At 61.2% G+C, this 24,405-nt stretch carries 27 protein-coding genes, 1 riboswitch and 1 other annotated feature; of the genes, 5 read left to right on the forward strand and 22 right to left on the reverse strand.

The window, feature by feature from the left end; genetic code table 11:
- Positions 1–26: 26 nt before the first annotated feature.
- Complete coding sequence (locus tag F3G95_RS03535; RefSeq protein WP_149793839.1) at positions 27–1,037, forward strand: SpoIID/LytB domain-containing protein; 1,011 nt, start codon at positions 27–29, stop codon at positions 1,035–1,037.
- 59 nt (positions 1,038–1,096) lie between these two features.
- Here F3G95_RS03535 and F3G95_RS03540 read toward each other — a convergent pair whose 3' ends face one another.
- The 9 genes from F3G95_RS03540 to rpmG all read right to left on the reverse strand — a co-directional run bounded on the left by F3G95_RS03540 (position 1,097) and on the right by rpmG (position 7,947).
- Positions 1,097–2,143 carry a hypothetical protein gene (locus F3G95_RS03540; RefSeq protein ID WP_243130257.1) on the reverse strand — a complete coding sequence of 349 codons (1,047 nt, stop codon included), beginning with the start codon at positions 2,141–2,143 and terminating at the stop codon, positions 1,097–1,099.
- Between the two features lie 218 nt (positions 2,144–2,361).
- The gene (locus F3G95_RS03545) at positions 2,362–4,023 is read right to left on the reverse strand and encodes a formate--tetrahydrofolate ligase (RefSeq protein ID WP_188117504.1); all 1,662 of its coding nucleotides are present in this window, start codon (positions 4,021–4,023) and stop codon (positions 2,362–2,364) included.
- Positions 4,024–4,071: 48 nt separating this feature from the next.
- A riboswitch (ZMP/ZTP riboswitch) is annotated at positions 4,072–4,158 on the reverse strand.
- A 290-nt stretch (positions 4,159–4,448) separates the two neighbouring features.
- Positions 4,449–4,823, reverse strand: a complete 375-nt coding sequence (gene rplL, locus F3G95_RS03550) for a 50S ribosomal protein L7/L12 (protein WP_149793841.1) — start codon at positions 4,821–4,823, stop codon at positions 4,449–4,451.
- 72 nt (positions 4,824–4,895) lie between these two features.
- Positions 4,896–5,411: a 50S ribosomal protein L10 gene (gene rplJ, locus F3G95_RS03555; RefSeq protein WP_015563690.1), complete on the reverse strand. Its 516-nt coding sequence runs from the start codon at positions 5,409–5,411 to the stop codon at positions 4,896–4,898.
- Between the two features lie 40 nt (positions 5,412–5,451).
- Positions 5,452–5,591 (reverse strand) — a sequence feature (ribosomal protein L10 leader region).
- A 68-nt stretch (positions 5,592–5,659) separates the two neighbouring features.
- A complete protein-coding gene (rplA, locus tag F3G95_RS03560) occupies positions 5,660–6,352 on the reverse strand; it encodes a 50S ribosomal protein L1 (RefSeq protein WP_015563689.1) in 693 nt (230 codons plus the stop codon).
- 57 nt (positions 6,353–6,409) lie between these two features.
- Positions 6,410–6,835 (reverse strand): 50S ribosomal protein L11, encoded by a 426-nt coding sequence (rplK, locus tag F3G95_RS03565; protein ID WP_149793842.1) that lies wholly within the window; start codon positions 6,833–6,835, stop codon positions 6,410–6,412.
- 134 nt (positions 6,836–6,969) lie between these two features.
- Positions 6,970–7,500 carry a transcription termination/antitermination protein NusG gene (nusG, locus tag F3G95_RS03570; RefSeq protein WP_015563687.1) on the reverse strand — a complete coding sequence of 177 codons (531 nt, stop codon included), beginning with the start codon at positions 7,498–7,500 and terminating at the stop codon, positions 6,970–6,972.
- Between the two features lie 28 nt (positions 7,501–7,528).
- Positions 7,529–7,780: a preprotein translocase subunit SecE gene (gene secE / locus F3G95_RS03575; RefSeq protein WP_149793843.1), complete on the reverse strand. Its 252-nt coding sequence runs from the start codon at positions 7,778–7,780 to the stop codon at positions 7,529–7,531.
- A 17-nt stretch (positions 7,781–7,797) separates the two neighbouring features.
- Positions 7,798–7,947 carry a 50S ribosomal protein L33 gene (rpmG, locus tag F3G95_RS03580; RefSeq protein ID WP_005920501.1) on the reverse strand — a complete coding sequence of 50 codons (150 nt, stop codon included), beginning with the start codon at positions 7,945–7,947 and terminating at the stop codon, positions 7,798–7,800.
- A gap of 305 nt (positions 7,948–8,252) precedes the next feature.
- Between rpmG and F3G95_RS03585 the strand changes: the two genes are divergently transcribed.
- The 4 genes from F3G95_RS03585 to argS all read left to right on the forward strand — a co-directional run bounded on the left by F3G95_RS03585 (position 8,253) and on the right by argS (position 12,537).
- Positions 8,253–9,353 carry a D-alanine--D-alanine ligase family protein gene (locus F3G95_RS03585; RefSeq protein WP_149793844.1) on the forward strand — a complete coding sequence of 367 codons (1,101 nt, stop codon included), beginning with the start codon at positions 8,253–8,255 and terminating at the stop codon, positions 9,351–9,353.
- On the forward strand, positions 9,346–10,170 hold the full coding sequence (gene murI, locus F3G95_RS03590) for a glutamate racemase (RefSeq protein ID WP_149793845.1): 825 nt from the start codon (positions 9,346–9,348) through the stop codon (positions 10,168–10,170). The genes F3G95_RS03585 and murI overlap by 8 nt, the downstream gene beginning before the upstream one ends.
- A gap of 15 nt (positions 10,171–10,185) precedes the next feature.
- On the forward strand, positions 10,186–10,650 hold the full coding sequence (locus F3G95_RS03595; RefSeq protein WP_149793846.1) for a DUF1934 domain-containing protein: 465 nt from the start codon (positions 10,186–10,188) through the stop codon (positions 10,648–10,650).
- Between the two features lie 72 nt (positions 10,651–10,722).
- Positions 10,723–12,537, forward strand: a complete 1,815-nt coding sequence (argS, locus tag F3G95_RS03600) for an arginine--tRNA ligase (protein WP_149793847.1) — start codon at positions 10,723–10,725, stop codon at positions 12,535–12,537.
- Between the two features lie 109 nt (positions 12,538–12,646).
- Here the strand turns inward: argS and F3G95_RS03605 are convergent, their stop codons facing one another.
- The 13 genes from F3G95_RS03605 to ftsY form a co-directional block, all read right to left on the reverse strand.
- Complete coding sequence (locus F3G95_RS03605; RefSeq protein WP_149793848.1) at positions 12,647–13,249, reverse strand: CD1247 N-terminal domain-containing protein; 603 nt, start codon at positions 13,247–13,249, stop codon at positions 12,647–12,649.
- A gap of 92 nt (positions 13,250–13,341) precedes the next feature.
- Positions 13,342–13,899, reverse strand: coding sequence for an elongation factor P (gene efp / locus F3G95_RS03610; RefSeq protein WP_022257704.1), 558 nt, complete (start codon positions 13,897–13,899; stop codon positions 13,342–13,344).
- 338 nt (positions 13,900–14,237) lie between these two features.
- Positions 14,238–15,101 carry a TIM barrel protein gene (locus tag F3G95_RS03615; protein WP_149793849.1) on the reverse strand — a complete coding sequence of 288 codons (864 nt, stop codon included), beginning with the start codon at positions 15,099–15,101 and terminating at the stop codon, positions 14,238–14,240.
- On the reverse strand, positions 15,098–15,601 hold the full coding sequence (locus tag F3G95_RS03620) for a YqeG family HAD IIIA-type phosphatase (protein WP_149793850.1): 504 nt from the start codon (positions 15,599–15,601) through the stop codon (positions 15,098–15,100). The genes F3G95_RS03615 and F3G95_RS03620 overlap by 4 nt, the downstream gene beginning before the upstream one ends.
- 110 nt (positions 15,602–15,711) lie before the next feature.
- Positions 15,712–15,888, reverse strand: coding sequence for a 30S ribosomal protein S21 (gene rpsU / locus F3G95_RS03625; protein ID WP_005928271.1), 177 nt, complete (start codon positions 15,886–15,888; stop codon positions 15,712–15,714).
- 122 nt (positions 15,889–16,010) lie between these two features.
- Positions 16,011–18,560: a leucine--tRNA ligase gene (gene leuS, locus F3G95_RS03630; RefSeq protein WP_149793851.1), complete on the reverse strand. Its 2,550-nt coding sequence runs from the start codon at positions 18,558–18,560 to the stop codon at positions 16,011–16,013.
- Positions 18,561–18,895: 335 nt separating this feature from the next.
- Positions 18,896–19,276, reverse strand: coding sequence for a ribosome silencing factor (rsfS, locus tag F3G95_RS03635; protein WP_149793852.1), 381 nt, complete (start codon positions 19,274–19,276; stop codon positions 18,896–18,898).
- Between the two features lie 15 nt (positions 19,277–19,291).
- Positions 19,292–20,710: an LCP family protein gene (locus F3G95_RS03640; protein ID WP_149793853.1), complete on the reverse strand. Its 1,419-nt coding sequence runs from the start codon at positions 20,708–20,710 to the stop codon at positions 19,292–19,294.
- Between the two features lie 106 nt (positions 20,711–20,816).
- Positions 20,817–21,392, reverse strand: a complete 576-nt coding sequence (gene yqeK, locus F3G95_RS03645; protein WP_149793854.1) for a bis(5'-nucleosyl)-tetraphosphatase (symmetrical) YqeK — start codon at positions 21,390–21,392, stop codon at positions 20,817–20,819.
- Positions 21,346–22,023, reverse strand: coding sequence for a nicotinate (nicotinamide) nucleotide adenylyltransferase (gene nadD, locus F3G95_RS03650; RefSeq protein WP_149793855.1), 678 nt, complete (start codon positions 22,021–22,023; stop codon positions 21,346–21,348). Before nadD ends, yqeK begins: the two co-directional genes overlap by 47 nt.
- Positions 22,023–22,319 (reverse strand): YhbY family RNA-binding protein, encoded by a 297-nt coding sequence (locus F3G95_RS03655; protein WP_005932885.1) that lies wholly within the window; start codon positions 22,317–22,319, stop codon positions 22,023–22,025. The genes nadD and F3G95_RS03655 overlap by 1 nt, the downstream gene beginning before the upstream one ends.
- A gap of 418 nt (positions 22,320–22,737) precedes the next feature.
- Positions 22,738–23,376, reverse strand: a complete 639-nt coding sequence (rdgB, locus tag F3G95_RS03660) for an RdgB/HAM1 family non-canonical purine NTP pyrophosphatase (protein WP_149793856.1) — start codon at positions 23,374–23,376, stop codon at positions 22,738–22,740.
- 11 nt (positions 23,377–23,387) lie between these two features.
- Positions 23,388–24,329, reverse strand: coding sequence for a signal recognition particle-docking protein FtsY (gene ftsY, locus F3G95_RS03665; RefSeq protein ID WP_149793857.1), 942 nt, complete (start codon positions 24,327–24,329; stop codon positions 23,388–23,390).
- Positions 24,330–24,405 lie beyond the last annotated feature (76 nt).

A 24,405-nucleotide genomic window follows, 5' to 3' on the forward strand; every position in this document is an offset into this window, starting at 1 on the left:
GTCTGTCCGGGAGGGAGATATGCCCCATGAAAAAAGCCTTTCTGCTCCTCTGCGCCCTGCTCCTCGCGCTGGGCAGCGCCCTGCCGCTGGCGGGCTACCGGCTGGCCCGGGCCGTGCTGGGCCGCAGGGCGGACGTTCCCCCTGCCCCGGCGTCCAGCACCTCCACCGTATCGGAAGCCGCGCCCGCCGCTTTCGAGGGCGACGCAGACGTCTTTCTCATCGAAGACCTGAGCACCGGCGAGGTGCAGCAGGTGCCGAAGCGGGACTATCTCATCGGAGCCGCAGCGGCTGAAATGCCCCTCACATGGCCGGACGAGGCCCTCAAGGCGCAGATCGTCGCGGCCCACAGCTACGCGCTCTACTGCCGCGACCACGCCTCCGCAGCCAACGGCAGCTGGCTCTCTGCCGACCCGGCGCGGCGGCAGGGCTACCTGACCGACGCCGTCCTCCACAGCTACTGGGGGACCGACTACGAGGCCAACTATGCCCGTCTCTCGGCCCTCGCGGACGCCGTCCTCGGCGATGTCCTCTGCCATGACGGTGCGGCGGCAGGGACGAGCTATTTTGCCATCTCCAATGGCCGTACCGAGGCCAGCGAGAACGTCTGGGGCAGCGCACTCCCCTACCTCGTCCCGGTGGACAGCAGCACCGACCTCTCCGCCGACAACTACGAAGTCACCCTCACCCTTTCTGCCCCGCAGGTGCAGCAGCTTCTTTCCTCAGGACTGGGCATCTCTGCTGACTCTGCCGCGCCGGAACGCTGGTTCGGTGAGACGACCCTGACAGCCTCGGGCTATGCGGCCTCTCTGCCCGTCTGCGGCCAGACCGTCTCCGGCACGGCCCTCCGGCGGGCTCTGGGGCTGCGGAGCGCCTGCTTCACCATCCGGTATCAGGACGGCAGCTTCCTCATCACGACGAAAGGCTACGGCCACGGTGTGGGCCTGAGCCAGTGGGGTGCAAAAGCGCTGGCCGAGCAGGGCTGGACCTACGAAGCCATCCTCGCCCACTATTTCCCGGGGACGCAGCTCTGCCGATGACACAAAAACAGGGTGGTCAGCATTGCCGACCACCCTGTGTCTTTTTATTTTGGGGAAGCTCAGCCCAGAAGCCAGCTCCACAGCCCCTTCTTCGTCTCGGTCACAGCCTCAGCTTCACTCTCGACTGCCTCAGCCACCGCCTCTTCGGTCTCCTGAACGAGCTGACCCAGCTTCGTGCCGGAGGGGTCCTGCACCGTCCAGTAGGTCGCGGTGCTGCTGGCGCTGCCGGAAACGGTGAAGTCGCTCATGAAGCAGAGCGTCTGGCCGTTGGAGTCGGTCAGCACCACCATGTAAGTGTAGCTGCCTTCGGGCAGCTCACCGAAACGGAGCTGGCTGTCGAAGTTCTTCAGAGACCAGCTGGACACATTGGGCGAGGCCTCAGCGCTCTGAACAGGCTGGTCGTTGGCATCAAGGATCGCCGCTTCCACGCTGCTCAGCACAGCACCCGATGCGCTGGCGGCAGTGCCGCTCACGCTCATGCCCTTGCCGGTGCGGATGTTGACCGGGTAGCGCATTCCTTCCAGACGGAGGCTGTCCAGCGTTGCGACGGCGCTGTTATGGTCGGAAGATATGTACCAGTAGCAGGAAGCACCTGCGATGGAGATGCTGGCTGCCGAGATCGGCACACGGCCCGAGGAGACGCTGCCGGCGGGGTCGGAGCAGTAGAACACGCCGTCGGTGTAGTCCGTCAGGAGAACGGCGTGGGGCTGGCGGCGGTCGTAGAGGACGATGCCCTCGGGGTGCTCTGCCAGCAGCTGGATGAGCACGGCCTTCTTCGCCTCGTTGTTGGACGGCAGAGTGGAGTAGCCCACCTGCATCGCGTTATAGTTGAAGCTGTGGGAGAGGCCCCCTGCCCACGCACTGCCGCGGACGCTGTTCTCGGTCACGTCCGTCCAGTCGGTCAGGCCATCCAGAAAAGCGCGGCGGCGGAGCATCATGGCGGCAGAGGCCAGCGTGCAGGTGCCGCCCCGGCTCTGCTTGAAGTAAAATCCTGCGTCCACGTTGAGGTCCACCGCCAGCGCTCCCGGCAGCATCACTGCCATCAGCACGAGCGACAGCACAAGGGCCATCAGTTTTTTCCAGATCCGGTGCGGCGCACATTCCACGTTTGACTCATCCTTTCAGCTTTCATTCACTGCTGTAAAGTATACCATTTTGTTACCCTTTTGTAAACCGCAGGGAGACTTTTTTCTCAGATTTCACACGCTTCGTACACAATTTCGGGGCAGAATGCACAAATAGTGTCTAACTTTTTGGAACATATAACAAAAAAGCCCCCGCCGTCCCGAGGGACAGCAGGGGCAAAACTGGAACGAATTTTCGTTTAGAACAGGCCGGTGATCTTGCCGTCGGCGTCCACATCAATGCCCACGGCGGCGGGCTTCTTGGGCAGGCCGGGCATGGTCATGATGCTGCCGCAGATGACCACCACGAAGCCGGCGCCTGCGGCCAGACGCACCTCGCGCACCTCCATCGTGAAGCCGGTGGGCGCGCCGGTCAGCTTGGCATTATCGCTGAAGCTGTACTGGGTCTTGGCGATGCAGACGGGCAGGTCGCCGTAACCCAGCTCGGTAAGCTCGGCCAGAGTCTTGCTGGCGGCGGCGCTGTAGTTCACGCCGTCGGCGCGGTAGATCTTGGTGGCGATGGCGTTGATCTTGTCCTTGAGGGGCATTTCCAGCGGGTAGGTGTACTGGATGGGACGGTCCTCCATGATGTCCAGCACCTTCTCGGCCAGAGCCTTGCCGCCCTCGCCGCCCTTGGCGAAGACCTCGCTCAGGACGCAGGGGACGCCCTGCTCGGCGCAGACCTGCTCGACGTAAGCCTGCTCCTCGGCGGTATCGGTGGGGAAGGCGTTGATGGCCACCACGACGGGCAGGCCGAAGCCGTTCTTCATGTTGTCGATGTGGCGGACGAGGTTGGCTGCGCCCTTCTTGACGGCCTCGAGGTTGGGAGTGTTCAGGTCGGCCTTGGCTACGCCTCCGTGGCTCTTGAGAGCCCGGAGGGTCGCCACCAGCACGCAGGCGCTGGGCGCGATGCCCGCATAGCGGCACTTGATGTCCAGGAACTTCTCTGCGCCCAGATCTGCGCCGAAGCCTGCCTCGGTGATGACGTAGTCGGCCAGCGAGAGGCTGAGCTTGGTGGCCATGACGCTGTTGCAGCCGTGGGCGATGTTGGCGAAGGGGCCGCCGTGGATGATGGCAGGGTTGTTCTCGAGGGTCTGGACCAGGTTCGGGTCGAGGGCGTCCTTCAGCAGGGCGGTCATGGCACCGGCTGCGCCGATGTCCCCAGCCGTGACGGGCTTGCCGTCGTAGGTGTAGGCGCAGACGATCTTAGAGAGGCGCTCTTTCAAATCGGAGATGCTGGTGGCGAGGCAGAAGATGGCCATGATCTCGCTGGCGACGGTGATGTCGAAGCCGTCCTCGCGGGGGGTGCCGTTGACCTTGCCGCCCAGGCCGTCCACGATGAAGCGGAGCTGACGGTCGTTCATGTCCATGCAGCGCTTCCAGGTGATGCGGCGGGGGTCGATGTTCAGGGGATTGCCCTGCTGGATGCTGTTGTCGATCATAGCCGCCAGCAGGTTGTTGGCGGTACCGATGGCGTGGATGTCGCCGGTGAAGTGGAGGTTGATGTCCTCCATCGGCACCACCTGTGCGTAGCCGCCGCCGGCTGCGCCGCCCTTCATGCCGAAGACAGGGCCGAGGGAGGGTTCACGGAGGCAGAGCATGGTCTTTTTGCCTAGGGCGTTCATGGCGTCGGCCAGACCCACGCTGGTGGTCGTCTTGCCCTCACCGGCGGGGGTGGGGCTGATGGCCGTGACGAGGATGAGCTTGCCCTGCTTCGATGCCTTGTGGATGAGGCGGTGGTTTACCTTGGCCTTATAGCGGCCATAGGGGATCACATCCTCGTCGGCAAGGCCCAGACCGGCGGCGATGTCGGCGATGGGCTTCATTTTGGCTTCCTGTGCGATCTCGATGTCAGACTTCATATTCAGCATCCTCCTTAAACAAAAAGGGCAGCTTTGCGCACCACGACGCAAGGCTGCCCAGACGGTCGGCATTAAAGCTTCTCTCCCCTTCTGCACTGTGGTGCTCCACAAGATCCGTCAGCAGAAGGGTCAGCTTGGAAGCTGCTTTCACAGCCATTGCACACCGCCTGAATGGCATTTTTGCCCGCATACTTCGTTGCTTTCCCTTGCAATCCGTCAGGATTGCTGCGGAAAAGCGCCTTGTCTGCCAGCAAAAATTCTCATCCATTCGGCGCACCCTGACTATGAAAGCAGCTTCTAATATCTATAAAATAGCACATCAGCACAAGGTTTGTCAAGCACAAAAAAGACGCCCCCGCTTTGCAGCGAGAGCGCCTCTTTGTTCAAGAATCGAAATTCAAGAAGCTGACTTTAAGGGGGTTAAATTACTTAACCTCAACCTTAGCGCCGGCATCCTCCAGCTTCTTCTTGATGTCCTCAGCCTCAGCCTTGGAAGCCTTCTCCTTGACAGCCTTGGGAGCGCCGTCAACGATAGCCTTAGCCTCCTTCAGGCCCAGACCGGTGATCTCCTTGACCAGCTTGATGACGCCCATCTTGCCAGCGCCAGCCTCGACCAGGATGACGTCGAACTCGGTCTTCTCTTCCTCAGCGGCAGCAGCAGCGCCAGCAGCAGCGGGAGCAGCAGCAGCAACAGCAGAAACGCCGAACTCTTCGCAGTATGCGTCGATGAGCTCCTTCAGCTCCAGAACGGACAGCTCCTTGACGGAGTCGATGATGGCAGTAATCTTCTCAGAAGCCATAGTAGTAACCCTCCAATATAAATGGTTTGTTTGTTGATTTCAGATGATTTTTAAGCAGCGGTCACGCGGCCATCAGGCAGCGGGCTCCTCCTGCTTGTCGGCATAAGCCTGCATTGCAACGGCCAGACCAGACAGAGTGCTGGTGAGGGCGCCTGCAAACATGGACAGCATGCCTTCGCGGTTGGGCAGCTTTGCGATGGCGTTGGTCTCGGCAGCGTCCATGACCTTGCCTTCCATGAAGCCAGCCTTCACGACGAACTTCTTGGACTTATCGCCGTCCTGGTACTTGCACAGGATGCGGGCAGCGGACATGGGGTCTTCCTCGTGAGCAAAGGCGATAGCGGTATCGCCCTTGAACTGCTCAGCCAGGGTCTCCAGAGAAGTACCCTTGACAGCCAGACGCAGCATGGTGTTCTTCACGACCATGTAATCGACGCCTGCCTCACGCAGCTCCTTACGGAGCTTGGTGTCGTTCTCGACGTTGATGCCGCCGTAAGCGACGACGCAGCCGGAAACCGCACTCTCAAACTTTGCCTTCAGATCAGCGACGTAAGCCTGCTTCTCAGAAAGAATCTTTGCACTGGGCATTCGGTTTCACCTCGTTTCAAAAACTTATATCGAAAGCTGGTGAGCAACGAAAAAAGCCTCTTTCCCGCACACAGTCCGAGAAAGAGGCATAAAGCAACTTTACGCACGTTTCTCGGCAGGCGGCATAGCCTTACGCTGGACTCCAGCACCTGCTGTCTCAAAAACAGCATGATTATTTTACCGCAAACGTGCGGGGTTGTCAAGTGCTTTTCTAAAGTTTTTTGAGAAATTTATCTCAAAAACTCAGATCAGACACCGTACTTCAGGGTGTTGAGACGGATGCCAGGGCCCATGGTGGTAGCGATGGTAGCGCTCTTGAAGTAAGTGCCCTTTGCAGCGGCGGGCTTTGCCTTTGCAATGGCGCTCATGACGGTATCCAGGTTGCTGTACAGCTTCTCTGCACCGAAGGAAGCCTTGCCCACGGGGACATGGATGATGTTCTGCTTGTCCAGACGGTACTCGATCTTACCAGCCTTGGCCTCAGAAACTGCCTTGCCCAGATCGGGAGCGACAGTGCCGGCCTTGGGGTTGGGCATCAGGCCGCGGGGGCCCAGGACCTTACCGAGACGGCCAACGCGGCCCATCATGTCGGGGGTGGTGACGACAACGTCGAAGTCCATGAAGCCGCCGGCAATCTTTGCGATCAGCTCGTCATCACCGACGATGTCAGCGCCGGCTGCCTCAGCAGCAGCGGCGGCAGCGCCCTTAGCGATGGCGCAGACGCGGACGGTCTTGCCGGTGCCGTTGGGCAGAACGACAGCGCCGCGGACCTGCTGGTCAGCGTGACGGCCATCAACGCCCAGACGGACGTGCAGCTCGACGGTCTCGTCGAACTTGGCGGAAGCGGTCTTGCAGGCCAGCTCCAGAGCCTCGTTCACTTCGTACAGTTTAGTAGAATCGACCAGCTTTGCAGCGTCGACATAGTGCTTGCCATGTTTCATTGTATATCCTCCTGTGTGGTCATGCGGGCAGTGTTATGCCCTCCCACTGTTTATGTCTCAGCCCTCGACGACGATGCCCATGGAACGGCAGGTGCCGCGGACCATGCTGCAGGCAGCTTCCAGAGAAGCAGCGTTCAGGTCGGGCATCTTGGTCTTAGCGATCTCTTCCACCTGAGCGGCGGTCAGAGTAGCGACCTTTTCCTTGTTGGGCTTGCCGGAAGCGGTGTTGATGCCAGCGGCCTTCTTGATCAGAACGGCTGCCGGAGGAGTCTTGGTGATGAAGCTGAAGGAGCGGTCAGCGTAGACAGTGATGACGACGGGGATGACATAACCCATCTGGTTCTTGGTACGCTCGTTGAACTCCTTGGTGAAGGCCATGATGTTGACGCCCTTCTGACCCAGAGCAGGGCCAACAGGGGGAGCCGGAGTCGCCTTGCCGGCCTCGATCTGCAGCTTAATGTAGCCAGTAACTTTCTGTGCCATAGTAAATGCACCTCCAAAAATCTGTGGTGAGTTGCGGCGCGGTGTCTCCGCGCCTCCCACGAGCGCGTACGCGGTGTACACGCTCTATAAGAACCGCACTGCGGTCTTACCTTGGTAGAACGGATGCCGGTTGGTTACGGCAGCTCGACCTGCGCGATGTCCACTTCTGCGGGCGTCTCGCGGCCAAACATATTGACCTTGAGCTTGACTTTGAAGCTCTCGGTATCGATGCCCTCCACAAGGCCCATAAAGCCTTCCAGGGGACCGGCGGTGATCTGCACGGTATCGCCGACGTTGAAATCGACGGTCAGCGGAGCCGCCTTCTCGACGCCCATCTTCTCCACTTCCTCAGCGGTCAGGGGGACAGGCTTCGAGGCAGGGCCGACGAAGCCGGTGCAGCCGCGCGTATTGCGCACGACATACCAGGTATCGTCGTTCATGACCATCTTGACCAGAACGTAGCCGGGGAACAGCTTGTGCTCCACCATGCGCTCCTTGCCGTCCTTGATCTCGGGGACCATCTCGGTCGGGACCTTGATGTCGCAGATCAGATCCTGCAGGCGGCGGTTCTCCACCATGGTCTGTAAGTCCGTTGCCACTTTATTCTCGTAGCCGGAATAGGTATGCACGACATACCAAAGCGCCTCATTGGACTGCTCTTCCATTCTGGTTGACCCTCCGTTTCAAGATGATTCAAGCGCCGATGATAAGGCCCAGGATGCCACCGAAGATGGCGTCCAGTGCGATCATCACGACGGCGGCGATCGCCACAGTCACGAGCACCACGACGGTGTTGGTCTTGATGTCCGCCTTAGACGGCCACACGACCTTTTTCAGCTCGCTCTTCGTGTCGCGGAAGAACTTTGCCACATTTGCGGCAAAACCCTTCACGGCGGCCTTCATTCTGGCCACAAAGCCCGGCTTTTTCTCGGTTTTGTCTGCCATGATGTTGTCCGCCTTTCTTACTTGGTTTCGCGATGAACGGTGTGCTTCTTGCAGAAGCGGCAGTACTTCTTCATCTCGAGACGATCGGGGTTGTTCTTCTTGTTCTTCGTGGTGTTGTAGTTGCGCTGCTTGCACTCGGTGCAGGCCAGAGTGATTTTAACGGTCATTTGTTGACACCTCCATTATAACGGTTGTTTTGAACCTCCCTCGGCTTGCGGGAGCACCCGTTCGACAGGCGCACTTAATAACCCCGCAAAAGAGGTGTTACCATTGTAACACGTCTTTTTCTATTCGTCAAGCGGGAAATCTGCGTTTTTTCAGGTTTTTTGTATTTTCTTTCTCTTCGCCCGACTGCGCGGCACCGCTTGCATCCCGGACATAAATATTATATAATAAGTATATCTATGTATAATAGACAAAACTTCGGGCTGTCTGCCGCGCGCAGCGGTCCTGAAATCAGGAGAGATCGATTATGTTATCCGATTCTGAACATAAAATGAGTGTGGTCGTCCTGTTCGGCGGAATGTCCAGCGAGCACGAGGTCAGCCGCGTGTCCGCCGGCACCTTCGTGGACCAGCTCGACCGCCAGCGGTACGAGCTGCTGACCATCGGCATCACCAAAGAGGGCCGCTGGCTCTACACCGAGGCCGACTCGGCCCAGATGGCCGACGGCAGCTGGGAAGAGCTGCCGGGCAATATGCCCTGCGTGCTCAGCCCCGACCGTGCCGACCACGGCCTCATCCTCTTCACCCCCGCCGGGCAGGTGGAGAAGGTCCATGTGGATGTGGTCATCCCCGTGCTCCACGGCCTGTGGGGCGAGGACGGCACCGTGCAGGGCCTGCTGGAACTGGCCGGCATCCCCTACGTAGGCTGCGGCGTTCTGGCCAGCGCGGTCTGCATGGACAAGGCAGTCGCCAACGCCATGTTCGACGCCTCCGGCATCCCTCACACCAGGTGGCTCTCCGCCACCCGCTGGGAGATCGAGTCTGACCCCGACGGCGTCTGCGACGGTGTCATCGCAAAGCTGGGCTGGCCCATCTTCGTCAAGCCCGCCAACGCCGGTTCCAGCGTGGGCATCACCAAGGCCCATGACCGCGATGAGCTGAAGGCCGCCATCCGGCTGGCCCTCGCTAACGACCGCAAGGTGGTGTTCGAGGCCTTCGTGGACGGCCACGAAGTGGAGTGCGCCGTCATCGGCTCCGACCCCGCCGTCTCCACCCGCCCGGGCGAGATCCTGGCCGGTGCCGAGTTCTACACCTACGACGACAAGTACAAGAACGGCGTCAGTCAGGTGGTCATTCCGGCCAGACTGCCTGAGGAAAAGCTGGACGAGGTGAAGACCTACGCCGCTATGGCCTACACGGCGCTGGGCTGCGAGGGTCTGGCCCGCTGCGACTTCTTTGTGGAGAAGGACACCGGCCGCGTCCTCATCAACGAGATCAACACCCTCCCCGGCTTCACCCCCATCAGTATGTACCCCAAGCTGATGGAGCATGAGGGCATCCCCGTGCCTGCCCTCATCGACCGCCTCATCGCTCTGGCTCTGGAAAGGACGGAAAAGCAGCATGGATAACCGTCCCATCGGCGTATTCGACAGCGGCCTTGGCGGTCTGACCGGTGTGCGGGAGCTGCGCAAGCGCCTCCCCAACGAGAATATCGTCTACTTCGGCGATACCGGCCGCGTCCCCTACGGCAGCCGCAGCCCTGAGACTATTTTGCAGTATGCACGGCAGGACATCGCATTCCTGCTCTCGAAGGATGTCAAGTGCATCATGGCCGCCTGCGGCACGGTGTCCAGCATCTACCCCGCCGCCGAGGCCGCAAAGCTCCCCGTCCCCTATCTGGGCGTCGTGGACGCTGCGGCCCGGGAGGCCGCTTTTGTCACCCGGAACCGCCGCATCGGCGTCATCGGCACGGCGGCCACCATCCGCTCCCGCAGCTATGAGACCGTCCTGCGCAAGCTCGTTCCCGGCGTGGAGATCACGGCCCGGCCCTGTCCCCTCTTCGTGCCTCTCGTGGAGGCCGGCTATGTGGACCACAGCGCCCTCGACAAGCAGCAGGTGACCCGTCTGGTCATCGCCCAGTATCTGGCCGAGGTGCGGGAGGCCGGGGTGGACACCCTCATCCTCGGCTGCACCCACTACCCCCTCATCAAAGAGATGATCGGCTGGTACATGGGCAGGAACGTCACCCTCGTGGACCCGGCCCAGACCGCCGCCCACCATCTGGAGCGGACGCTCAGCGAGCATGGCCTGAAGGGAAATCACGAAAAGGGCGAGGCCCACTTCTACGTCAGCGACGTGCCGGACAGCTTCGCCCAGACCGCCGACCTCTTCCTCGGGGAGTACAAGGGCGGGCTCATCGACCAGATCGCCATTGATAAATACTGATAAGGACACAAAACTGTGAGCAAACCACTGGAAAACTACATCATCCGCATCAAGAGCTCCATCGACCAGTTCGACCATGAGGGCGTCATCCGCGAGGAGGACCGCGACCACATCGAGCTGATGACCCGGGGCAGCTTTACCAAAAAGAACGGAAGCTACTACATCTCTTATAAGGAGACGCAGACCATCGGCTTCGAGGGCTGCACCACTACCATCAAGATCGCCGAGGACGGCAGCCGGGTGGCCCTGCTCCGGTTCGGGCGGGCCAACAGCCAGCTCCTCATCGAGCGGGACCGCCGCAATCTCTGCCACTACGAGACGGAGGTGGGCTCCCTCACTCTGGGCGTCACCGGCGACGGCATCGACTGCAAGCTGACCGAGAAGGGCGGCAGCGCGGCGTTCAGCTACCTGCTGGACGCCGACGACGCCCGCATCGTCAGCCGCAATACGCTGGAAATGACGGTACAGCACGTCAACTGACTTCTCATTGTTTTTTGCCTGCGGCTCCTGCGGCAAGCGGGCTTCGCACTCAAACACGAAAGGACACTTGAAATGACCGACTTTGAAAAGACCTACCAGAACTACAACCCCCGGCAGACCGCGCTGGACGAGGCCCGCGCCCTGCTGACCGCCGCCGCTAAGGCTGCGATGGCCGACGGCACCCTGCCCGAGGCCGAGCTGCCCGCCTTCATCGTAGAGATCCCCGCCGACGTCAAGAACGGCGACATCGCCTCCAACATCGCCATGGCCGGCGCGCGCACCTGGCGCAAGGCCCCGAAGATGATCGCCGACGCCCTCATCGCCCACCTGCCCGCACTGGACGGCGGCGTCTTCGCCAAGGTCGAGGTGGCCGGCCCCGGCTTCATCAACCTGTTCCTCGCCCCCTCCTTCTGGGCCGGCGTCGTGCTGGGTGCCTGCTCCAACAAGGAGTATGGCCGCACCGACCACGGCAAGGGTGCCAAGTACAACGTGGAGTTCGTCTCCGCCAACCCCACCGGCCCCATGCACATGGGCAATGCCCGCGGCGGCGCTCTGGGCGACTGCCTGGCCGCTGTCCTCGACTGGTCCGGCTACGATGTGACCCGTGAGTTCTATATCAACGACGCAGGCAACCAGATCCAGAAGTTCGGCAAGAGCCTCGCTGTCCGCTACCTGCAGAAGTACTGCGGCGAGGAGGCTTATCCCCTGCCCGCCGAGTGCTATCAGGGCGGCGACATCAAGGTGCTGGCCGGTGAGTTCGCTGAGCTGAACGGCGACAAATACGTTGCCTCCTGCAAAGGCATGGACGAGGAGACCCTCTTCGAGAGCGAGGCTTTCGCAGCTCTGAAGGACGCCCTCGTTGCCTACGCCCTGCCCAAGAACATCGCCGCCCTGAAGCGCGACCTGGGCAAGTACCGCATCGACTACGATGTCTGGTTCCACGAGAGCACCCTCCACGAGTCCGGCGCTGTGCTGGCCGTGGTGGACAAGCTGCTGGAGCTGGGTGCCTGTTACAAGGCCGAGGACGGTGCCATCATGTACCGCAGCGCACAGTACGCTGCCAAGTACGGCACCGTCAACAAGAAGAAGACCGACGACGGCACCGAGGAGGAAGCCAAGGACGAAGTCCTCGTCCGTGCCAACGGCATCCCCACCTACTTTGCCGCCGACATCGCCTACCACTACAACAAGCTGGCCACCCGCGGCTTCGCCAAGGCCATCGACGTCTGGGGCGCTGACCACCACGGCCACGTCGCCCGCATGAAGGGTGCCATGGACGCCATCGGCCTCCACGGCGAGGACCTGGACGTCGTGCTGATGCAGATGGTCAACCTGATGCGTGACGGTCAGCCCGTCCGGATGTCCAAGCGCACCGGCAATGCCATCACCCTGACCGACCTGCTGGAAGAAGTCCCCATCGACAGCGCACGCTTCCTGTTCAATATGCACGACGCCGGCAGCGGCATCGACTTCGACCTGGACCAGGCCGTCAAGACCGACAACGACAACCCGGTCTACTACGTCCAGTACGCTCACGCCCGCATCTGCTCCATCCTCAAGAAGATGGAGAGCGAGGGCGTGGCCTTCGCAGGCGCTGAGAACATCGACGCCACCCTGCTGACCGAGCCTTCCGAGATGGACCTCATCCGGATGCTGGCCGCCTTCCCGCAGGAGATCGTCATGGCCGCCGAGAAGTACGACCCCAGCCGCATCAACCGCTTCGTCATCGACCTGGCCAGCGCCTTCCACCGCTTCTACGGCAGCTGCCGCATCCAGGGCGCAGACCCCGCCGTCCAGCAGGCCCGTCTGGCCCTCTGCATCGGCGTCAAGAACGTCATCTTCAACGTGCTCACCATGTTCAAGATCAACGTCCCTGAGAAGATGTAAGCCGCTTCTCCGTACCTTATCCGTACCTTATAAATAACAAAGCGCCCCCGGAACTCGAATCTGAGTTCCGGGGGCGCTTTTTTGTCTTGTGCTTTCGGGAGGCGGAGAATTACTCCTCCGTTACCTCAAAGTCCAGCGGCTTGCCGCAGCTGGGGCAGACAGGGTCGCCGTCCAGCAGGGCCTCTTCGTCCACCACAGAGGTGGCGCCGCAGGCGGGGCAGGTCACTTCGTACTGCACGGGGCCGTCGTTCTCAGCGGCCTCGTCGTCCTCGGGGTCTTCCAGAGCCACCTCGAAAGCCACCTTGCAGCTGGGGCAGATGGCCTCACCGGCATCCAGGTCGTCCTCGCTCACGTAGACGGTCTTGCCGCAGGCAGGGCAGGCCACCTCATAATAAGGCTCACCGGCCACATCGGCGTTGTCGTCATCGTCGTCTGCCTCGGTCTCGTCGTCGGAGTCGTCAGAGTCGTCCTCTTCCTCTTCGTCCTCGGCATCTTCGTCTTCGTACAGGTCTGCTTCAAGGTCTTCCAGCTCTTCGCTCAGGTCGTTGATCTGGTCGTAGGCGTGGGTGACATCCTCGTCGATGCTGTCCACGGTCTCTGCCATCTCACTCAGCAGCTCGCTCATGGCCTTGATGACCTTGCCTTCTTTGGTGTTCTCATCAATGCCGAGGCCGTCGATCAGGCCCTTCAGGTATGCAGCTTTTTCCTTCATAGGGAATACCTCCTATCGCAAAACAGCTCTTCTTTTTAAGAAAAAACCGGGCAAACGGTCGCCCGCTGCCCGGTCTTATCGTCGTCAGAAAATCAGACGCGCTCCATATACTCGCCGGTGCGGGTATCGATGCGGATGTGGTCGCCCTCGTTGATGAACAGGGGGACGCGGATCTCAGCACCGGTCTCGACGGTAGCGGGCTTCAGGGTGTTGGTGGCGGTGTTGCCCTTGACACCCGGCTCGGTCTGGGTGACTTCCAGCTCGATGAAGTTGGGGATCTCGACGCTGAAGACCTTGCCCTTGTAGCTCAGCAGCTTGCACAGCTCGTTCTCTTTGCAGAACTTGAAGTTCTCGGGGACGTCGCTTGCGTTGACGGGGATGTCATCGTAAGTCTCGTTGTCCATGAAGTGGTACAGATCGCCATCCTCATAGCTGTAGGTCACGTCCTTGCGCTCGATGAAAGCCTGAGGGAACTTAGCGGTCGGGTTGTAGCTGGTCTCGACCACAGAGCCGGTGATGACGTTCTTGGTCTTGGTACGGACAAAGGCAGCGCCCTTGCCGGGCTTGACGTGCTGGAACTCAACGACCTGAAGAACCTGGCCGTCCTGCTCAAAGGTCACGCCATTGCGAAACTCGCCTGCAGAAATCATAGGAATTCCTCCATTAGTTTAATGTCTCAGATGCATTACGCATATCTCTATTTATTTTACCCAATCCCGCGCCATTTGGCAAGGGGTTTCGGTAAAAAAGACGATGAAAATGACAAAAAGTGTGGGATAAAGCTGTTGAAGGCTCTCCCTTTGGGAGAGCTGGCGCGAAGCGCCTGAGAGGGCAAGGATGTTGACAGGGACTTATCCACGCTGCGACAGCATCGCTCTGACCAAGACTTTTGCCCATCGGTGTGCGGCGGCTCTATCGCACCGGGCTTGCCCTCTCCGTCACCTGCGGTGACACCTCTCCCAAAGGGAGAGGCTTTATGGCTGAGAGGTCACCCCCTCGCCGCCTCGTACATCCTCTGCATCGCCTGCGCGTCCTCGGCCTGCGTACCGGCGCTCTCGCAGATGATGACCGGCTCGAGGCGGCGCTCTGCCAGCAGCTCCATCAGGGGCTGGGGCTCCGGGCCGAACTGGGTCTCAGCAAAGGTCCAGTGGCGCTTCTCGCCGCCGGCGGAGAACTCGATGCGGGAGAAGTGGACGTGGAACCGCCGGGCGCGCTCGTCGCCCAGCACCTCACCCATCCGGTCGAGGATGGCGGCGTAGTCGGCCCTGGACTGGATGCCGCCCAGCGTCCGGGCGTTCAGGTGGCCGAAGTCGATGCAGGGCGTGATGCGCTTGTCCACCCCGCAGAGGGCCAATACTTCGTCCAGCGTACCCAGCTGGCCGATCTTTCCCATGGTCTCCGGGCAGAGGGTCATGTCGCCGTAACCGGCTTCGTCCAGCGCTTCCACGGCACGGCGCATGGTGTCCAGCGCCTTTTCAAGGGCGGCTTCGCGGCTCTGTTTGCCGCAGCTGCCCGAGTGGAAGATGATGCGTTTTCCGCCCAGCGCGCGGCAGACCTCGGCGCTCTGGAGCAGATAGCGGACGCTGCCCAGCCGCTTTTCTTCCTCGAGGCTGGACATACTGATATAATAAGGCGCGTGGACGCTGAACAGGATGCCCCTCTCTGCGGCGTCTGCGGCCATCTTCCCGGCCTTGTCCACCCCGAGGCGGACGCCGTGGCCGCACTGGTACTCGAAAGCGTCCAGTCCCATCTCTGCCGTGTAGGCGGGGATGTCGAGGCCAGACTTGTAGCCCTTCGCCTCGAAGCTGTCGCTGGTGCCGGCAGTGCCGAACCGGATATGCCACTCGCTCACAGCGTCTTCCCTCCCCGGTCATAATACTCCTGCCAGTGGCGCTTTTCCCACTTGCGCTTGAGCACCACCTGTGCGCCGAGGTCGGGGCCGCGGGGAATGACCATCAGGCCCGGGATGCCGTAGATGGCCGCCGCCATCCGGTCGGCGTAGAGCTGGTCGCCCACCATGGCCATCTGCTTCCGCTTCACGCCCATCCGGCGGCGGGCCACCATCAGCGCGAAGGGCAGAGGCTTGGCGGAACGGTAGAGGTACGCGAGGCCCAGTTTCTCGGCGAAGGGCCGGACGCGCTTCTCCGCACCGTTGGAGACGATGGTGAGGCCGATGCCGGCTTCCTTCATCTGAGCCAGCCACTCGGCCACTTCGTCCGGCAGCTCCTGACTGCGGTCAGCGGTCAGGGTGTTGTCGATGTCCAGCACGAGGGCGCGGATGCCCTTGCCCGCCAGAAACTCCGGGGTGATGTGGGTGACGTCCTTGAACACATATTCGGGGGTGATGAGCATAGTATTTCTCCCTGCAATGAAAATAGGGGAGCCTGCAATACAGGCTCCCCTACATCGGCGTTAGCAACGCGTTTGAAATCTAAAGCAACAATGCGATTCCAAGCAGTTAATTACTTGAACTTACGCTTGCGGGCTGCTTCGGACTTCTTCTTGCGCTTAACAGACGGCTTCTCGTAAGCCTCGCGCTTACGGACCTCTGCGAGCACACCGCTGCGGGCAGTGCTACGCTTGAAGCGACGCAGTGCGCTCTCCAGCGACTCGCCCTCTTTAACACGAATTTCCGACATCTTATTCCCTCCCTTGGACCGTGAGGCAGGAATTTCGTTGTTACATGGTAACTAACAGTAGACAGTATAGCGCATTTTCATGCGTTCGTCAACCTTTTTCAGAAAGTTTTTTTGAAAAAACTTTAGCCTTTGACGGCCAGATTGACCAGACGGCCCTTGACGTAGATCTCCTTGACCACGGTCTTGCCGGACAGAGCCTCGGCGACAGCCGGGTCAGCCTTGGCGGCGGCGATGGCGTCCTCAGAGGTGATGTCTGCGGCCACCTTCAGACGGGCCTTGACCTTGCCGTTGACCTGTACTGCGATCTCAACCGTGCTCTCAACGCACTTGGCCTCTTCGTACTTGGGCCAGGGGTAGTAGGCCAGCTGCTCGTCGTGGCTGTGGCCCAGCTTCTCCCACAGCTCCTCGGTCATGTGGGGAGCGAACGGGTTCAGCAGCTGGACGACGGTCTCGAACTCGGCTCTGGTAGCGCCGCCGTTATCGTACAGGGCGTTGACCAGAGTCATGAGCTGTGCAATGGCGGTGTTCATCTTCAGGCCCTCGATGTCAGCGCCCACCTTCTTGATGGTCTGGTGCATCAGGGTCTCCAGCTGGGGACGATAGCCCTCGCCCTCCACCAGCTTGTCGGACAGAGCCCACACGCGGTCGAGGAAGCGGTTGCAGCCGGCGATGGCAGAGGTCTGCCAGGGTGCGGCCTGCTCGAAGTCACCCATGAACATCTCGTACAGACGCATGGTGTCGGCACCGTACTGGTCCACGACCTCGTCGGGGTTGATGACATTGCCCAGAGACTTGGACATCTTGACGATGGGGTGGCGGGCCATCTCACCGTACTTCTCTTCCAGAGCCTTCTCAGCGGCCTTCTGGCTGCCGTACTCCTTCAGCAGCTTCTCCTGCTCCTCAGCGGGCAGGTTGACGAAGCTGTGGGGGTTCAGGCCCAGGATCATGCCGTGAGCGGTGCGCTTCTGGTAGGGTTCCGGAGAAGGCACGACGCCGATGTCGTACAGGAACTTATGCCAGAAACGGCTGTAGAGCAGATGCAGGGTGGTGTGCTCCATGCCGCCGTTGTACCAGTCCACCGGAGACCAGTATTCCAGCGCCTCTTTGGACGCGAGGGCGTCCTTGCAGTGGGGGTCCATATAGCGCAGGAAGTACCAGGAAGAACCGGCCCACTGAGGCATGGTGTCGGTCTCGCGGGTCGCGGGGCCGCCGCAGCAGGGGCAGGTGGTCTTGACCCAGTCGGTGTGGCGGGCCAGCGGAGACTCACCGTCGGGACCCGGCTCAAAGTCGGTGATGTCGGGCAGGGTCAGAGGCAGGCTGCTCTCGGGCAGGGGCTGCCAGCCGCACTTCTCGCACTTGACCATGGGGATAGGCTCGCCCCAGTAGCGCTGACGGCTGAACACCCAGTCGCGGAGCTTGTAGTTGACCTTATCCCGGCCCTTGCCGTTGGCTTCCAGCCACTCGATCATCTTTTTCTTGGCGTCGGTGACAGACAGGCCGTCGAGGAAGCCGGAGTTGACCAGCGTGCCGGTGGCCACATCGGTGAAGGCAGCCTCGTCGAGGTTGGAGGGGGTGCTGCCCTTGACGACCTCGATGATGGGCAGGCCAAACTTTTTGGCGAACTCCCAGTCGCGGGTATCGTGGGCAGGCACGGCCATGATGGCGCCGGTGCCGTAGGTAGCCAGAACGTAGTCGGAGATGAAGATGGGGATCTCCTTGTCGTTGACGGGGTTGATGCCCATGACGCCTTCCAGCTTCACGCCGGTCTTTTCCTTGTTCAGCTCACTGCGCTCGAAGTCGCTCTTGCGGGCAGCCTCGGCCTGATAAGCCTTGACGGCGTCGGCATTCTTGATGATGCCCTTTTCCAGCCACTCCTTGAGGATGGCGTGCTCGGGAGAGACGACCATGTAGGTAGCGCCGAACAGGGTGTCGCAGCGGGTGGTGTAGACGGTCAGGGTGTCGCCGGCGGTGGTGCCGAAGTTGACCTCTGCGCCGTGGCTGCGGCCGATCCAGTTCTTCTGCTGGGTGGCAACGCGCTCGATGTAATCCAAACCGTCCAGACCGTCGATGAGCTTGTCCGCGTAGGCGGTGATCTTCAGCATCCACTGGCTCTTGACGCGGTGGACGACCTCGCTGCCGCAGCGCTCGCAGACGCCGTTGACGACTTCCTCGTTTGCCAGCACGCACTTGCAGCCGGTACACCAGTTGACGTTCATTTCCTTCTTGTAGGCGAGGCCCTTCTTGTACAGCTGCAGGAAGATCCACTGGGTCCACTTATAATACTCGGGGTCGGTGGTGTTGATCTCACGGTCCCAGTCGAAGGAGAAGCCCAGTGCCTTGAGCTGCTCCCGGAAGTGGTCAACATTCTTCTTGGTGACGATGGCCGGATGGATGTGGTTCTTCATGGCGAAGTTCTCGGTGGGCAGGCCGAAAGCGTCCCAGCCCATCGGGTAGAGCACATTATAACCGTTCTGGCGGCGCTTGCGGCTCACGACATCCAGCGCAGTGTAGCTGCGGGGATGGCCGACGTGCAGGCCCGCGCCCGAGGGATACGGGAACTCCACCAGTGCATAGAACTTGGGCTTCTTGTGGTCGATCTCAGCGTGGAAGGTCTTTTCGTCCTCCCACACCTTCTGCCACTTGGCCTCCACGGCCTTGTAATCATACTTCATTTTTGTAATCAGCTCCAGACTTTTTCTAAAACAATACCAATGATATATGACAAACTCAGCAATGCGGTGGATAACCTCTCAGTCTCGCTTCGCTCGACAGCTCCCCTATCGAGGGGAGCCTCTGGCGAAGAGATTAAGTTTACCGAAATGCCAAAGCCTCCCCTCGTTAGGAGCAACAACGACGACCGCCGCCAGTGGCGGAAGCAGGGAGTCGTTGTTGGGGCAGCGGCCAGCAAGACGCAAGCGGAGCGCAGCGGATGCTGGGTGCCGCAACCCGGGCAGTGGCACGGCGTCAGCCGTGACGGAGAGGTTATCTCCACATCCGAGCTGTTTTCTTACAGACTGTTATCCGGGGTCAGGTACTCCGAGATGTCGATGGGCTCACCGTCGGCCCACAAGTGCTCGAGGTCGTAGTAGGTGCGGGTGTTGGGGACGAAGACGTGGACGATGACGCTGGAATAGTCCAGCAGCACCCAGTTCTTGGAGTCAAAACCCTCCGTGGTGTGGGGTTCGATGCCGCTCTGGGAGAGCTCATACTCCACCTCGTCGGCCAGAGAGCCCACCTGGGTGGTGGAAGTACCGGAGGCGATGACGAAGTAGTCGGTGAGGACGGTCAGGCTGTCCACCTTGAGCACCCGCACGTCCTGAGCCTTCTTCTTGTCGAGGATCTTTGCGATCTCAATGGCAAGGGTCTTGCTGTCGATGTTCTTATCCATAGATTTTTCTCCTTATCATTGTCCGGCCGGCTGACCGTCGGTGGTGGTAGCGCCCGCCACGTCGGTGTTGCCGCCGAGGATGGCGTCGTCCGACTCCTTATCCAGCTGGCCCACGAACTGGACGTTGGCGCTGGTGGAGGCGGTGCCGTGGGGCCAGTCGTTGGTCACGAGGTTCAGCTCGCTGGCGCTCACCGGGCCGGTATAGCTGCGGAAATAGGTGTTGAGCAGCTCTGCGATGGAGCCGGCGTCCGGCACCACGCAGGAGTAGCCGTCAAAGGTATCGGTCACGCCCACATTCGGCACACCCATGAAAACGGGGGTCTGTGCCAGCATGATGTTGGCGCTGTCGATGCGGGTGAAGGACACCAGCATCTTTGCGATGGTGGTCAGGTCCATATCCGTGTGGATATAGTTGTTGAAGACGAGGGGCAGCTGGTTGAGCACATCGGTGATGCCCATGCTGCGCACCCGCTTGAACAGACCGGCGTAGAAGTAGCGCTGCATGTTCAGGCGGTCGATGTCGGAGTTGGAGTAGCCCTGACCGTGGCGGCAGCGGACGAAGAACTCCGCCGATGTGCCGTCCAGATTGCGGTAGCCCTGCTTGAGGGCGCTGCCCGCAAAGGACATATCGTGGGGGATATAGACCTCGATGCCGCCGAAGTTGTCCACCATCTCCACCAGAGCCTGCATATCCACCGTCACGTAGTAATCGACGGGCAGCTTGTACTGGTCGTAGATGACCTCCGCCAGAGCGGCAACGCTGCCGCCGTTGGAGAGGGCCACGGAGTTGATCTGGTAGTTGGTGGCGGCGTAGGTCTTGCCGTTGGAGAGGGCGACTTTGCGGCTCTTGGTACACACGAGGCTGTTGCGGGGGATCTGGAGCATCCGCAGCGCGCCGCCCTTGATGTCGAACTGGCAGTAGAGGATCATGTCCGTCATGCCGTCGTTGGAGGTGGGGTCGTTGGAGTAGTTGCGGCCTTCCTCATAGTCGATGCCGCAGACGAGGATGTTGACCACATCGCCCTTGTACTCCTCGAGGGTCTGTATCTCTTCGGTGATGGAGGGGGCGTCCTCCTCCGGACGGAGGTTCTCTTCCACCCTGCCCACCATACCGACGGCATACACCACCACGCCCGAGATGACGGCCAGCACCGCCAGCGTCACAGCCAGCGGGAGCCAGAGCGGGGTCTTTTTCTTCTTTTTGCGGCGGCGGGGAGGCTCATGGCCGCCTGCAGGGGTCGAACGGCGGGGCGGCTTTGCGCCGCCGCTGCCGCCCGCGCGGCGGGGAGGCTCTGCGGGGGCGGGCTTTTCCTCTGCAAAGAAGTCCGGCTGGGCAGGCTGCACGGGCCGGGATGCAGGAGCCTTTTTGGCCCGCCGATCCGTCGGGCGGTTGAGTGAACGGTCTGTCTTGATATGACGCGGAGTCTGACTCATTCCATCTTATTCCTTCCAAGCGTTTTGGGGAGTCGGCTGTTGGCCGAAAAACTCCTGTTCAGGGTTTTGTACTCTTTAGTATACCATTCTTCCCCACGATTCGCAATCAGCATTCTTTCTTCTGATGGGCCAGGATGTCCTCATAGGCAGCAGCGGACTGGGGGTCCAGCGGCTTGCCCTGGGAGAGGACGAAATCGTTGGTTTGTTTCAGCGCAGCCAGCATGGCGGCGTCGAGGTCTTTCATTTCCAGCTTCCGCAGCTTGCCGACGCCCGGCCAGTCCCGCTCTTTGCTGGTCATGTCGGCCAAATAGACCACCTTATCCAGCTTCGACATTCCGGCCTTGCCTGCCGTGTGGCAGGCGATGGCGGAAAGGATGGCCTCATCCTCCACGCCCCACCGGGTGCGGGCGAGGATGGCCGCGCAGATGCCGTGCCAGACAGGGGCAGGCCGCTCTTCCCCGCCCTCGGCATACTGGGGATACTGCCGCATCAGTTCCCGCATCTCATCCTTGGAGATCTCCTTGGCCGAGTCGTGGAGCAGGGCGGCCAGCGCAGCCTTGTCCTCATCGACACCGTAGCGCTTCGCCAGCTTGACGGCCATTTTTTTCACGTTCAGGGTGTGCTCGTAGCGCTTGTCACTCAGCCGGCTGCGCACAAGCTCTTTTGCCTGTTTCTGATTCATTTGTGACTTCGTCTCCTTTGGTGTACAGCCCCTCGCGCCGGATGACCCGGCGCACCGAGGCCGGAAGCTCGTTTTCACATTCCTCACCGGCGGCGAGGCGGGTGCGGAGGACGCTGGACGCCATGGGCAGAGCCTCCACCGGCGCGAACAGGATGCGCGCGCCGGAAGCGTCCAGCTGCCGGGCCTTGGCGTGGAGAGCCGGGTCGTCGCCGATATTCCGGCTCGTGACCACCAGATGGGCCAGACGAAGGATGTCCTCCCAGCGGTGCCACCCGTCGAAGCGCAGCAGCATATCGCTGCCGATGGCGAGGTACAGCTCATCGCCGGGATTCTCCCGGGCCAGCTTTTCCAGCGTGAGGACGCTGTAATTCTTCCGGCCCTGCTCCGCCTGCTCCACCTCCCAGCCGCTGACCTCGAGGCCGAAGCCCATCTCCCGGGCCAGCTCCGCAAAGCAGCCGCACATCTCCACCCGGAGCGGGCCGGGGGCGGATGTCCCCTGCTTGAAGGGGGAGACGCCCGCCGGCATGACCACCACGCGGTCCGGGCAGACCCGGGCAGCGGCGGCGCGGAGGTTGTTCAGGTGGCCGTAGTGGGGCGGGTCGAAGGAGCCGCCGTAAAGCAGGATCCGCATTACTTCAGCAGGTCGGCGTAGGCGCTGTCCTTCTTTTTCTGGAGGTAGAGCACGAACTTGGAGCCGATGACCTGCACGCAGTCGGCGCCGGTGGCCTCGGCCAGCTTGACGGAAGCCTCGCGGGCGTTGTACATGCTGCTCTCAAGCACCTTGAGCTTGATGAGCTCCCGGGCGTCGAGGCAGTCCTTCACGCCCTGGATCATGGTCTCGTCGATCTCACCCTTGCCCACGATAAAAACGGGGTCCATGGTGTTTGCCTTGCCGCGCAGAATGGCGCGCTGTTTGCTCGTCAGCATAATAGTTTCTCCTTTAATTTGCAGCTTATTTCTGTTTTCTATTAAGTTTTCTCTTCGTACAACCTCTCAGTCTGCTTCGCAGACAAGGCCGGGTTGCGGCACCCAGCATCCGCAGCGCTTTGCTTGCGTCTTGCTGGCCGCGGCCCCAACAGCGACTCCCTGTTTCCGCCACTGGCGGCGGTCGTCGTTGTTGCCCCTAGTAGGGGAAGAGGCAAAGCTTCACGAAATGCCAAAGCCTCTCCCTTTGGGAGAGGTGTCACCGAAGGTGACGGAGAGGGCAAGCCCGTTTTCCAAGAGCCGCCGCGCAGCGATAAGCAGATTCCCTGTCGGTGCGATGCTATCGCTGTGCCTGCGCTTTTCTGTCAGCGTCCTTGCCCTCTCAGGCGCTTACGCGCCAGCTCTCCCAAAGGGAGAGCCTTTAAGCCTTTTCAAGAAACTCCGGCAGCTCCTTCTCCATCTCCGCCAGCGCATTTCCGCGGTGGCTGATGGCGTCCTTCTCGTCGGGAGTCAGCTGGGCATAGCTGCGGCCCTCCGAGTTGGGGCGCTTATCCGTCTTGCCCACACCGCACTCGTCGGGGATGAAGAGCGGGTCGTAGCCGAAGCCGTAGTCCCCGGCCAGCCGCTCGAAGGCGACGCGGCCCGGGCATTCTCCCCGGCAGGTGAGGTGCTGGCCGGTGGGCAGGATGAAGCAGACCGCCGCCACGAACTTCGCGCCGCGCTGCCCCGCCGGGACGTCCTTCATCTTCTCGAGGAGCTTGTCGTTGTTGGCCTCGTCGTCGCCGTGGTGGCCGCAGTAGCGGGCGCTGTAGACGCCGGGGGCGCCGTCCAGCGCGTCCACGCAGAGGCCGGAATCATCGGCGATGGTGGGCAGGCCGCTGGCCTTGCAGATGGTCTCGGCCTTGATGAGGGCATTGGCCTCAAAGGTGGTGCCGGTCTCGTCCGGCTCGATGGTGATGCCAAGCTCCTTCTGGCTGACCACCTCGTGGCCCTGAGCCTCGAGGATGCGCCGCAGCTCGCGGAGCTTTCCGGCGTTGCCGGTGGCTGCACAAATCTTCATAAGATTGCTCCTTAATGCTTCCATCCTGTGCGGGGGATGAGCTCTTCCACAAAGCCCTCCGGGGTGAAGGGGATGAGGTCGTCGATGCCCTCGCCCACGCCGATGAACCGCACCGGCAGGCCGAGGCGCTGCTTGACGGCCACCACGCAGCCGCCCTTGGCCGTGCCGTCGAGCTTGGTCAGGATGATGCCGGTGGCGTCAGCAGCCTTGCAGAATTCCTTCGCCTGGCTGATGGCGTTCTGGCCCGTGATGGCGTCCAGCACCAGCAGGGTCTCGAGGCTGGCTTCGGGAGCGGCCTTCCTGACGCTGCGGCTGATCTTTGACAGCTCGCTCATCAGGTTCGACTTGTTGTGGAGACGTCCGGCCGTATCGGCGATGACCATGTCATAGCCCCGGGCGGTGGCAGACTTCACGGTGTCGAAGATGACGGCGGCGGGGTCTGCGCCCTCGCCGGCCTTGACGATCGGCACACCGGCGCGGCCCGCCCAGATCTCCAGCTGCTCGCTGGCAGCGGCGCGGAAGGTGTCGCCTGCGGCCAGCATGACCTTTTTGCCCTGACGGGTGTAGTAGTCGGCCAGCTTTGCGATGCTGGTGGTCTTGCCCACGCCGTTGACGCCGATGACGAGGATGACGGCGGGATGGCCGTCCAGCGCCATTTCGGCCTCCGGGCGCATCTCGTCGGCGATAATGTCGCGCAGAGCATCAGCCGCCTGTTCGCCGGTCTTGAGGCCCTTTTCCTGCACGCGGTCGCGGAGGGCGTCCACCAGCTTCATGGCGACGTCGCCGCCCACGTCGGCGAGGATGAGCTGTTCTTCCAGCTCATCGTAGAGGTCGTCGTCGATCTTGCTGCCGGTGAGGGTGTTCAGGATGTTGCCCCAAAAGCCCGTGCGGGTCTTTTCGAGGCCGTCTTTCATTTTGTCCTTTTCTTTTTTGCCAAATCCAAAGAGTCCCATGGGTTCTCTCCTTTTTCAGGTTTTATGCTCTTTTTTAGCTTATCCTTCGTACAACCTCTCAGTCGGGCTTGCGCCC

Source organism: Faecalibacterium sp. Marseille-P9312 (assembly GCF_902497445.1).
Lineage (GTDB): Bacteria > Bacillota > Clostridia > Oscillospirales > Ruminococcaceae > Faecalibacterium > Faecalibacterium longum.